Origin of the sequence: Thioalkalivibrio sp. XN8, from assembly GCF_011058255.1 — a bacterium.
In the GTDB taxonomy this organism is placed as follows: domain Bacteria; phylum Pseudomonadota; class Gammaproteobacteria; order Steroidobacterales; family XN24; genus XN24.
The window spans coordinates 85,001-95,455 of the sequence record NZ_JAALFH010000008.1 but is presented as its reverse complement, the minus strand read 5'-3'; the positions used below and the strand labels follow the sequence as shown (position 1 = coordinate 95,455).

At 69.4% G+C, this 10,455-nt stretch carries 9 protein-coding genes, 2 rRNA genes and 1 riboswitch (1 of these 12 running past the window's edge); of the genes, 2 read left to right on the top strand and 9 right to left on the bottom strand.

Translation table 11 applies throughout. The features are described from left to right. The 3 genes from G6N75_RS00930 to G6N75_RS00920 all read right to left on the bottom strand — a co-directional run. On the bottom strand, positions 1-1,325 hold a 1,325-nt coding region (locus G6N75_RS00930), incomplete at its 3' end, for an NAD(P)-binding domain-containing protein (RefSeq protein ID WP_165346187.1). A gap of 31 nt (positions 1,326-1,356) precedes the next feature. Further along, complete coding sequence (locus G6N75_RS00925) at positions 1,357-2,187, bottom strand: arginine deiminase-related protein (protein WP_165346186.1); 831 nt, start codon at positions 2,185-2,187, stop codon at positions 1,357-1,359. A 72-nt stretch (positions 2,188-2,259) separates the two neighbouring features. Then, complete coding sequence (locus tag G6N75_RS00920) at positions 2,260-3,207, bottom strand: arginine deiminase-related protein (protein WP_165346185.1); 948 nt, start codon at positions 3,205-3,207, stop codon at positions 2,260-2,262. Positions 3,208-3,269: 62 nt separating this feature from the next. Between G6N75_RS00920 and G6N75_RS00915 the strand changes: the two genes are divergently transcribed. Further along, a complete protein-coding gene (locus G6N75_RS00915; RefSeq protein ID WP_165346184.1) occupies positions 3,270-3,944 on the top strand; it encodes a glutathione S-transferase in 675 nt (224 codons plus the stop codon). 59 nt (positions 3,945-4,003) lie between these two features. Here G6N75_RS00915 and G6N75_RS00910 read toward each other — a convergent pair whose 3' ends face one another. From G6N75_RS00910 to G6N75_RS00900, 3 genes are all read right to left on the bottom strand, one after another. After that, entirely contained in the window at positions 4,004-5,464 is a 1,461-nt protein-coding gene (locus G6N75_RS00910) for a DUF4397 domain-containing protein (protein ID WP_165346183.1), read from the bottom strand. A 90-nt stretch (positions 5,465-5,554) separates the two neighbouring features. Then, a complete protein-coding gene (locus tag G6N75_RS00905) occupies positions 5,555-6,466 on the bottom strand; it encodes an anti-sigma factor (protein WP_165346182.1) in 912 nt (303 codons plus the stop codon). Further along, on the bottom strand, positions 6,463-7,023 hold the full coding sequence (locus G6N75_RS00900) for a sigma-70 family RNA polymerase sigma factor (RefSeq protein WP_165346181.1): 561 nt from the start codon (positions 7,021-7,023) through the stop codon (positions 6,463-6,465). Before G6N75_RS00900 ends, G6N75_RS00905 begins: the two co-directional genes overlap by 4 nt. 140 nt (positions 7,024-7,163) lie before the next feature. Here G6N75_RS00900 and dacB point away from each other — a divergent pair, with 140 nt between their 5' ends. Next, complete coding sequence (gene dacB / locus G6N75_RS00895) at positions 7,164-8,576, top strand: D-alanyl-D-alanine carboxypeptidase/D-alanyl-D-alanine-endopeptidase (RefSeq protein WP_165346180.1); 1,413 nt, start codon at positions 7,164-7,166, stop codon at positions 8,574-8,576. A gap of 18 nt (positions 8,577-8,594) precedes the next feature. On the opposite strand, the gene G6N75_RS00890 is transcribed toward dacB, so the two are convergent. The 3 genes from G6N75_RS00890 to G6N75_RS00880 form a co-directional block, all read right to left on the bottom strand. Beyond that, positions 8,595-8,960, bottom strand: a complete 366-nt coding sequence (locus G6N75_RS00890; RefSeq protein WP_165346179.1) for a hypothetical protein — start codon at positions 8,958-8,960, stop codon at positions 8,595-8,597. Positions 8,961-9,035: 75 nt separating this feature from the next. Continuing rightward, a riboswitch (cyclic di-GMP riboswitch) is annotated at positions 9,036-9,124 on the bottom strand. 115 nt (positions 9,125-9,239) lie between these two features. Next, positions 9,240-9,355: ribosomal RNA gene (gene rrf / locus G6N75_RS00885) — 5S ribosomal RNA — on the bottom strand. Positions 9,356-9,482: 127 nt separating this feature from the next. After that, positions 9,483-10,455 (bottom strand): 23S ribosomal RNA (locus G6N75_RS00880); it runs 1,928 nt beyond the window's last position.

The following is a 10,455-nucleotide window of genomic DNA, read 5'->3' as shown; positions in this document are numbered from 1 at the left end:
GCTTTGGCCGCGAGCCGCCGGCCGCGCCGGGCGATCTTGCGCAGGCGGTGCAGGTAGTCCTCGAAGTCCACCTGCATGGTGTGGCGCGGCGCATGATCCTGGTAGCGCCGGAACATGGCCGCGCGTTCCCGGGCCATGGCCTGTTCCATCTCCTCCTTCTCGGGCAAGACGATCGCGCCGAGGAGGTGGTCGCCGAGGAAATGCCCCTGCGCCTCGGCGATGGGCATGATCGCGCCCAGCGGCTGCAGCAGCCCGACGAAGTAGAGGTTGTCGATGCCGGGCTTGATCATCCGTTCCCACAGCGGCAGGTCGTTGCCCGGCGCCGAGATGAACTCCGGGTCGAAGAAGGGAAAGCTCAGCTTGTAGCCCGTGCACCAGACGATGATGTCGACCAGCTCCTCGCGTCCGTCGGTGAACTCCACCCGGTCGCCCTTGAGGCGCCGGATGCCGGGCCGCGGCAGCACGTCGCCGCTGCCCAGCCGCATGTAGATTTCCTGGCTGATGGTGGGATGGGCCTGCAGCATCCGGTGGTTGGGCCGCGGCAGGCCGAAGCGCCAGGGCGAGCCGGCGTTGATGGTCACCGCGAGGCGGGTCAGGACGCTGCCGAGCCACCAGGGCACCCAGTGCGGCAGCATGCCGAGCCGCGACATCGGCACGCCGAACAGGTACTTGGGCAGGATCCACACCCCGTTGCGGGCGGAGAGGAACAGGCGCTCGGCGAGCCCGGGCCGCGACAGCTCGCAGGCGATGTCCATGGCGCTGTTGCCCATGCCCACGACCAGCACGCGCTTGCCGGTGAACTCGAGCGGCTCGTGCGGGCTCAGGTAGTCGTGGGAGTGGATCTGCGGGCCGTCGAACTCGCCCGGGTAGGGCGGGTCGGGCCAGCGCGGGTCCCAGTGATGGCCGTTGGCCACCACCAGGGCGTCGAACTGCTCGCTGCCGCCGTCGTCGAGGGTTACGGTCCAGCGGCCGTCCGCGCCGCGCTCCGCGCGCACGACCTCGGTGTTGAAGCGGATATGCTCGCGCAGGCCGAAATGGGCCACGTAGTCGTCGAAGTAGTCCTTGATGACCCGGTGGCTGGGAAAGTCCGGCGTATCCGGCGGCATGGGGTAATCGCGGTACTCCATCAGCCGCGAGTCGGTGTTGATGTGCAGCGACTCGTAGGCGGCCGACATGCCGTTGGTGTTGCGGAAATACCAGTTGCCGCCGATATCGTCGCCCTTCTCGTAGCAGACCTGCGGGATGCCGCGGTCCTTGAGCGCCTTCACCACGGCGATGCCGCTGGAGCCGGCGCCGATGACGCACACACGGGGAAGATCTGGCATCGGGGCTCTCCCTGCAGGACCAGCCCCTATTCTAACGGCGGGCGCCCGGCTCCGTGAGCTTCAGGGTCAGGCACTTGGCCGAGCCGCCGGCCTTGAGGAACTCCGACAGCGCCAGCTGCGTCACCGTGAAGCCGCGCGCCTCCAGCTCCGCCACCAGCGCGGGCCGCGCGCGGTTCATGAACACGCGGCGGCCGATGTTGACGGCGTTGCAGGCAAAGTGGCCCGCGTCCTCGATGCTCACCGGCAGGCGCTGCGCCGGCGGCACCCGGCGCTCGATCTCCGCCCGCGAGGCGTCGTCGAAGGCCGGCGGGTGATACAGCAGGTAGCCGCCGTCGAGCGGGCACAGGCAGGTGTCGATGTGGTAGAAGCGCGGATCCACCAGCCGGATGGACACCACCTCGAGGTCGAACCACCGCCGCAGGTACTCGTGGGCCTCGATCTCGGTGCGGAACCCGTAGCCCGCCCAGACCCAGGGCCCGCCGCGATCGATCAGCGCATCGCCGGCGCCCTCGAAGGCGATGTTGTCGGGCAGCACCCGGACCTCGAAGCCCTCCGCCTCGAACCAGGCGCGCAGGTACGGTTCCTCGGGGCGTCGCTCGTGCGGCATGAAGTGCGAGGGCACGGCCCGCGCGCCGTGCACGAAGCCGGCGTTGGCCGTGAACACCAGGTCCGGCAGGCCGGGCTGGGGCTCGAGCAGCGTGACCTCGGCGCAGGCCGCGATCCCCGCGCGCAGCGCCTCCCACTGGTCACGGGCGAGCTGGCGATCCAGCGAGCCGGCGTGCCCGTCCATCCACGGATTGATGACGTAATCGACTTCGAAGAAGTCGGGCGGGCACATCAGGATCCGGCTGGCAGCGCTCATCCGTGGAGAGTCTCGGCGGTGAAGGTGACCGGACGAAGTCTACTGCATAGTATGCGCAAATTGCGCGCGGACTCAGGCGCGGCGCGGCAGGTGGACCTCGGCCAGCATGCAGCGGACACTCCCGCCGCCGCCTTCCTCGATGGCCGCCACCGGCACCGGCAGCAGGCGGCAGCGCGATTCCAGCATGCGCAGCTGCCCGGGCCGCAGCGACTCCAGGGCCCGGGCGGACAGCGCCAGCACCCGGCCGCCGTCCGCATCGGCCAGCTCCAGCATGTTGCCGGCAAAACTCCGCAGCTGGCCGAGATCGAGCGCGACCAGCTCGTGGCCGCCCTGCTCCAGCCGCCGCCGCACCGCCGCCCGTTGCCCCGGGTCGCTGATGGCCTCCTCGCAGACCAGGGCGAAGTCGCTGCCGATGCACATCATGACGTTCGTGTGGTAGACGGGCACGCCGGCCTCGTCGGCCGCGACGAAAGCCAGCGGCTCGTAATCCAGGAGCCGGGCCGCCTCCGCCAGCACGCCGGCGTCCGTGCGCGGCGACAGGCAGGCATAGGCCACGCGGTTGACCCGGTCCAGCACCATGCTGCCGGTGCCCTCCAGGAAGCGCCCGTCCCGCTCGTGCGCCGAGAGGTCCAGCACGCGCTCGACCCGGAAGCCGTGCTCGCGGCTCAGCAGCTCCAGCACGTCGCGGCGCCGCTCGGCGCGCCGGCTCGGGGCCATCATCGGGTACAGCACGGCGGTCCCGTCGGCATGGAGGCTGAGCCAGTTGTTGGGGAAGACGGCATCCGGCGTCGCGGGCTCGACGCAGTCGCGCACGACCACCGTGGCGACGCCGGCGCCCGCCAGCGCCGCCACCAGGCCGTCGAACTCGATGGCCGCGGCGGCCTGCTCGGCCGCGGGGTCGGCCACCTCGGGGGGGCGCTGGAAAGCGTTGGAAGCCGCCGTCTCGGGGTTGCTGTGAAAAGCGACCGGGCGCACCAGCACGACGGTGTCGGCAGCCTGTCGTTCGTTGCTCGCAGTCATGGGCGCATTCTATCCGGCCGCCCGAAGCGATAGCATCTCCGGCAATCCCGCAGGAGAAGCCCATGATTACCGTGCACCATCTCGAGAACTCCCGCTCCCAGCGCATCTTGTGGCTGCTGGAGGAACTGGGCGCGCAATACCGGGTGAAGCGCTACCAGCGCGACCCGGAAACCGGCCTGGCGCCGCAGTCCCTGCACAAGGTGCATCCGCTGGGCAAGTCACCGGTGGTCACGGACGGCGACGACACCGTGGCCGAGTCGGGCGCGATCATCGAGTACCTGGTCGGCCGTTACGGCGCCGACAGCGGCCTGCGCCCGGCCGAGGGCACGCCGGAGCGGCTGCGCTACACCTACTGGCTGCATTACGCCGAAGGCTCGGCGATGCCACCGCTGCTGCTGTCGCTGGTGTTCCGCAAGATGCCGGAAGCCCCGATGCCGTTCTTCGTCCGGCCGGTGGTCAAGGGCATCGCCGCCAAGGTCCAGTCGTCCTTCATCCGGCCGCAGCTCGAGCTGCACCTGGACTTCATGGAGGGCGAGCTTGCCGGGCGGCCCTGGTTCGCCGGGGAGTCGTTCACCGCCGCGGACATCCAGCTGAGCTTCCCGCTGGAGGCCGCCGGCGCCGCCGGGCTGCTCGGCGCGGCGCGGCCGCGCCTGGAGGACTTCGTGGCGCGGATTGCCGCGCGGCCGGCCTACCAGCGGGCGCTGAAGAAGGGCGGCCCGTACAGCCTGAAGTTCTGAGCTGATAAAACGGCGCCCGCGCCGGAGCGCGGGCGCCGCCCGTTATCGCCGGTCCCGCTTCAGAGCGGCGGGTTCTTCAGCTCCACGTGATCGATCACGACCAGGCCGGGCGCGGTTTCGCCGTCGGCCGGATCACTGGCGATCGCGCTGATGACGTCGCCGCCCGCGAAGGTCGCGCCTTCCACGGCGATCGCCGGGTTGGTGTCGCCCGCGAGCGTAACGAAGACGTCGTAGTCGCCCGGCGGCAGGGCTACGAAGCCGGTGGAGCCCTGGAATTCGACGTCGCTGAAGGCGGGATCGACTCCGGGCTCAGTAATGTCGGTGCCGGCAGCGACCACGTAGATGTCGACCGCCGGGGTGGCGGCGGAGCCGTGCACGATGCGCACCCGCGCCTCGGTGGCGATCGGGCGCAGGTCATCGGGCAGCGCCAGCAGCTCGAGGGTACCGCCGCCCAGCGAACCGGCGACGATCCCGGTCGCTTCCGCGCCGGCAGCGAAATCCACCGGCGCGGGGAACGTCACGGCGGAGGTGCCGGCGCAGCCCGCCTGCGCGTCGAAGACCTCGAGCCCGACGTTGTAGCTGCCCGGGGGCACTTCGCCGAGGTAGCCGAAGCCGCGGAACGGGACGTTCTCGAACAGCACGATGCGCTCCACGTCGGCGGTGCCGGCGTCGTCCGCCACCACGCACACGCTCGGCGCATCCGCCGAGTTGTGCACGGCCGTCAGGCCGGCCGGCGCCGCGGCGCCGCCGTCGCGCAGCTCGAGCACGGTGCCGTCCGCCAGCACCGCCAGCAGGGCGACCGGGGAGGCGCCGGGACCGACGTTGTCCACCGCCACGATGCTGATGTCGGCGCCGTCAGGCAGGGCCACGGCGCCGGAGTCGAACACCACCGTGTCCGTGCCGGTCGGCGTGACGCGGATGCGGTACTCGGCCGCGGGCACGATGCCCAGGTCGAGCACCTCGCCAAAGGCAAAGGTGGCGGGCGTCACCGCGCCGAGATCGTCACCCGGGGCGCTGACGAAGACATCGACCTCGGGGGCCGAAGGCGAGCCGTGCAGCACCTGCAGCCGCACGCCGTCGATGGTGTCCACGATGTCACGCGTCAGCAGGAACAGCTGCAGCGGGTTGCTGGTGCCGGCCGCCAGCAGTTCCGCCGTGCTGCCGGCCGCGATGACGGTGTAGGCCGTGCCCGCGTCCAGGGCCAGGCCGGGCGCGGTCAGGACTTCCACTTCGCTGCCGTCGGCCAGGATGGCGTTGACGGCGGCGTCGATCGTGCCGGCGTCCAGCTCGAGGTAGGGCGAGGCCGCGGCGAAGGGCACGCCGGCCAGGCCGGCCGGGATCGCGCCGTTCACCAGCACGTTCACGCCCGGCGCGTCAGCCGAGGCATGGATCACCTGGAGCTGCGCGACCGTCGGCTCTGCCGGCGGGTCGACGATCGTTTCGTTGTCGTTGTCGCTGCCGCAGGCGGCGAGCGTCACCAGGGTCGCGGCCAGCAGGCCGCGGCTGAAGAGTCGAGTCATGGGTTTCCCTCCTGGAAGATCGCCCGCTCATGACGGGCCTGCTCCCTTAGTTCGGGGACAGGAGGAAAACCAGATTCAAAGACGCTCCGATCAGGCGTCCGGCTGGGCTACCAGGGCGATGCGCTCGCGCGAGGAGACCACGACCCCGCCGGGCTGTTCGACGGTGATGGCGAACAGCACCGCCTTGCCTACCGGCAGCGAGGCGCGGATGGGTACCAGCGTCTCGCCGTCGGCGGACACGTCGAAGACCCCGCCATCTACGGGGAAGCGCTCGTCGCGCTCGGCATCGAAAATCCACAGCTGGTACTGCCACTCGGCAGGATCATTCGGCTGCAGCCCCTCGAAGCGCATCACGCCGGCCTGGGTCTCGCCGTTCCAGATGACCGCGCCGTCGGCGCCGGCGGCTGCCGGGTCTTCGGTGGCGCTCCAGCTGATCACCCGCGTGCCGGGCCGGCCCTGGAGTTCGGCCAGCATTTCCTGCGCCGTCGGTTCGCGCAGCGCCGCCAGCGCCTCGTCTTTCGCCGTCACGTTCCGCTCGAGACGGGCCACGACGCCCTCGAGCGCATCCTGGCTCGCTGCCAGTTCCGCCCGCTGCGACTCCATCCGGTCGACCTGCAGCCAGCCGATCACGGCGATCACGACCGCGGCCGCGGCCGCCAGCCACCCGCCCCAGGCGGTAGCTGCGGCCGGGCGGGACCGCAACGGCACGATGTCGGCCGCGCGGGGCGCAGCGGCAGCAGCTGCCGGCGCGGCGTCTTTGCCACCGAGCCACGCCGCCGCGTCGGCCTCGAGGCGGCTCCGCAATGCAGCCGGCAACGGCTCCGGGCGCAGGCCCGCCAGGGCAACCGCCGCCGCCGCCCGGTCCAGCGCCTCGGCGTCCAGGCCCGGATAGCGGGCCTCGAGTTCGGCCAGCTCTCGCTGCTCGGCCTCCGCCAGCCCCTCGACGGCGCGCACTGCGAGCAGCTCGTCGAGGCGCTCGTCGTTCGGCCACGCGGCGCTCACGAGTCGCCCTCCCGGGCCTCGTGCAGGTCGCCGACCTGCATCAGTTCGCGCACCTTGATCAGCCCTCGCCGCATCTGGGTCTTCACCGTCCCGAGCGGCATGCCGGTCACGTCCGCGATTTCGCTGTGGCTCAGGCCCTGCAGCAAGCCGAGCTCGAGCACCCGCTGTTGCGCGGGCTTGAGCGTGGCCACGGCGCGCGCGGCCACCGCCGCCTCGCTCGCAGTCTCGCCGTCGGCCGTCGAGCTGGCCGCCAGCTCGAAGCCCGGCGCATCGACGTCTTCCATGTGCGGTTCACGCCCCTGCCGGCGGATGCGGTCGATCAGCCGCCGGCGGGCAATCATCGCCACGAACAAAGTTTCCGAGCCCTTGGATTCGTCATAGCGCCCTGCGCTCTTCCAGATATCGAGGAAGATTTCCTGCGTCGCGTCCTCCGCGTCCGCCGGGTTGAAACAGGAACGCCTTGCCAGCGACCACACCAGGCCGCCGTACTGGTCCATGACTTCCTTTACGGCGCCGCTGTCGCCATCGGCTACTCTCTTGAGGAGAGATTCCGCCATCAGGGCCTTCCTTGAGGGCTGTTTCGTTGCTGGATGGAGTGCGGATTCGGCATCATGCTCTCCGGCGAGGCGCCGGGGGGCAGACAGCCGAGCCGCTTGCCGCCGGCAATTGTACCCGTTTGCGACCGAGGGGACGCATCATGTGGCGCGGAATCGCGCTTTTCCTGCTGCTGGGGCTGGCCGCGGGGCCGGCGCCTGGCGCCGAAAGCCTGCCGCGGCCGGTGGCCACGGCGCTCAACAACCACGGCCTGGACGGCTCGGGCCTGAGCCTGTTCGTGCAGGCGGTCGACGCGGCCGAGCCGCTGCTGGCCTTCAACGAGCACGTCCCGCGCAGCCCGGCGTCGGTCATCAAGCTGCTGACGACCTATGCTGCCCTGGACCGGCTGGGACCGGCCTACCGCTGGCAGACCGAGGTGCTGGTGACGGGCCCCGTGCGGAACGGCCGGCTGGAGGGCGACCTGGTCCTGCGCGGCGGCGGCGACCCGGGCCTGAGCACGGAGCGGTTCTGGACCCTGCTGCGGGAAATTCGCGCCCGCGGCATCCGGGACATCGCCGGCGACCTGGTGATCGACGACACGCTGTTCGCGCCCGGGCGCGGAGATCCCGGCGACTTCGATGGCCAGCCGTTTCGCGCCTACAACGTCCTGCCGAATGCGCTGCTGGTCAACAGCAACACCGTGGAGTTCCGGCTGCTGCGCGACGGCGAGGCGGTGGGGGTGTATGTCGATCCCCCGCTGGCGGGATTCCAGGTCGAGAACCGGATCGACAATCGGCGGGCTACCTGCGGCGGCTTCCAGCGGGGCGTCGCCTTCCACCTGCCGGACGGGCCCGGCGGCCGCCGCGCAGTGCTGGAAGGCCGCTTCCCGACCGGCTGCGACCGCTACAGCCTGTGGCGTTCCGTGCTGCCCGCGCCCCAGTTCGCGGACGCAGTCTTTCGCGCGCTGTGGGCCCAGCTGGGCGGCACGATCTCCGGCGGGCTGCGGGTTGCCGCGACGCCGCCGGACGCACGGCCGCTGTTCGCTTACGACTCCCTGCCGCTGAACGAACAGCTCCGGCTGATCAACAAGTGGAGCAACAACCCCATGACGCGGCACCTGCTGCTGACGCTGGGCATGGCCGACGCCGGGCCGCCTGCCACCATCGAGAAGGGACGGGCGGCGCTGGCGCAATGGGTTGCGGAGCGCGGGCTGGCCATGCCGGGACTGTTCGTCGACAACGGCTCGGGGCTGTCACGCGACACGCGCGTGACGGCGGCGGGCCTCGGCGCGCTGCTGCTCGATGCCTGGGCCCATCCGCAGATGGCGGATTTCATCGGCTCGATGCCGATTGCGGCTCATGACGGCACGCTGCGGCGCCGCTTTCATGGCGACATGCGCGGCCGGCTGAGCCTGAAGACCGGGCGCCTCGACGACGTGGCCGCAATCGCAGGCCTGGTGCAGAGCCGCTCCGGCCAGCGCTATGTCGTGGTCGTGATGCTCAATGCGCCGGACGCCCACCGCGGCATCGGCGAGGGGGTGCAGGAGGCGGTGCTGCGCTGGGTCTTCGAGCGCTGAGCGCGCCGCGGCCGCGCGTCAGAGACGGGCGCGCAGCTGCAGGAAGACGGAGTGCTCGGCCTCGCGCGGGTCGGCCAGGTGGTTCTCGAAGGGGCCGCGGCTGTACCGGAGCTCGAGCTTGAGGTTGCCGCCGAGTTCGCGCTCCAGGCCGCCGGTGTCCCCTCCGGCCGGCGCCGGCGGCTCCGGCTCGTCGCTGGCAAAGACCTCCGCAACCAGGGCGCGCACCGCCGCGCGGCTGAAGCCCGGCGCCTCGGCGGCGGTCGCAGGCTCGGCCGCGATCGCGCTGTCTGCCGCCGTCGCGCTCTCCTCTGCGGCCACCGGCGCGGTCCCCGGCAGCAGGGCCGCGAACGATGCGAGGGTCAACGCCGGGAAGAGCTTGCGCATGGCTGTCCTCTCTGCCACCTGGTGTGCGCACGCGTCGCCGGGTCGACGAGAGACAGCCCCGCAGGGGACTGGGATTCCGGCGGTCCCGCTATCCTGGGGCCAGGTGGCCCGGTAGACCGGAGACTTTGCGTCGCCACCTTTCGGTGGGTTTGCCTTTTTCTGAACCTGCGCCCGACTTTGCCCGCTCGAACCCCGCCCCGGATGTGCGCCAGGTCACAGTTTTTCGGCCATAAAGAAAAACCCCCGGCCTCGAGCGAGACCGGGGGTTTCGTTTTAGGTGCCTGGCAGTGACCTACTCTCACACGGGGAAACCCCGCACTACCATCGGCGCTGAGCGTTTTCACTTCCGAGTTCGGAATGGGATCGGGTGGTTCCCGCTCGCTAAGGCCGCCAGGCAAACTGGTTCACGTATCGCGCCCCGCCATCGGCCAGGCGCCGCGAAATCGGAAAGTTTTGACGTCGTCGCACCAAGGCGACGCATAAGTTCAAGGAGTACCAACACCCTGAATGCTTGGGTGTTATATGGTCAAGCCTCACGGGCAATTAGTATCGGTTAGCTAAACACATTGCTGCGCTTACACACCCGACCTATCAACCTCGTAGTCTACGAGGGCCCTTCAGGGGGATCGAGTCCCCAGGGAAAACTTATCTCAGGGTGGGCTTCCCGCTTAGATGCCTTCAGCGGTTATCCCTTCCGTACATAGCTACCCGGCAGTGCCACTGGCGTGACAACCGGAACACCAGAGGTACGTCCACTCCGGTCCTCTCGTACTAGGAGCAGATCCCTTCAATTTTCCAACGCCCACGGCAGATAGGGACCGAACTGTCTCACGACGTTCTGAACCCAGCTCGCGTACCACTTTAAATGGCGAACAGCCATACCCTTGGGACCTGCTACAGCCCCAGGATGTGATGAGCCGACATCGAGGTGCCAAACTCCCCCGTCGATGTGGACTCTTGGGAGGAATCAGCCTGTTATCCCCGGAGTACCTTTTATCCGTTGAGCGATGGCCCTTCCATACAGAACCACCGGATCACTAGGACCTGCTTTCGCACCTGCTCGACGTGTCTGTCTCGCAGTCAAGCACCCTTATGCCCTTGCACGCAATGCGCGATGTCCGACCGCGCTGAGGGTACCTTTGTGCTCCTCCGTTACTCTTTGGGAGGAGACCGCCCCAGTCAAACTACCCACCATACACTGTCCCTGATCCGGATAACGGACCTAGGTTAGAACTCCAAGCAAGCCAGGCTGGTATTTCAAGGGTGGCTCCACCAGGACTGGCGTCCCAGCTTCAAAGCCTCCCAGCTATCCTACACAAGCGTGCTCAAAATTCAGTGCAAAGCTGTAGTAAAGGTTCACGGGGTCTTTCCGTCTAGCCGCGGGAACGCTGCATCTTCACAGCGAATTCAATTTCACTGAGTCTCGGGTGGAGACAGTGTGGCCATCGTTACGCCATTCGTGCAGGTCGGAACTTACCCGACAAGGAATTTCGCT

Coding starts and splice junctions, on each gene's coding strand:
- G6N75_RS00925 (WP_165346186.1), bottom strand. CDS start 2,187: ATGAGCGCTGCCAGCCGGATCCTGATGTGCCCGCCCGACTTCTTCGAA.
- G6N75_RS00920 (WP_165346185.1), bottom strand. CDS start 3,207: ATGACTGCGAGCAACGAACGACAGGCTGCCGACACCGTCGTGCTGGTG.
- G6N75_RS00915 (WP_165346184.1), top strand. CDS start 3,270: ATGATTACCGTGCACCATCTCGAGAACTCCCGCTCCCAGCGCATCTTG.
- G6N75_RS00910 (WP_165346183.1), bottom strand. CDS start 5,464: ATGACTCGACTCTTCAGCCGCGGCCTGCTGGCCGCGACCCTGGTGACG.
- G6N75_RS00900 (WP_165346181.1), bottom strand. CDS start 7,023: ATGGCGGAATCTCTCCTCAAGAGAGTAGCCGATGGCGACAGCGGCGCC.
- dacB (WP_165346180.1), top strand. CDS start 7,164: ATGTGGCGCGGAATCGCGCTTTTCCTGCTGCTGGGGCTGGCCGCGGGG.
- G6N75_RS00890 (WP_165346179.1), bottom strand. CDS start 8,960: ATGCGCAAGCTCTTCCCGGCGTTGACCCTCGCATCGTTCGCGGCCCTG.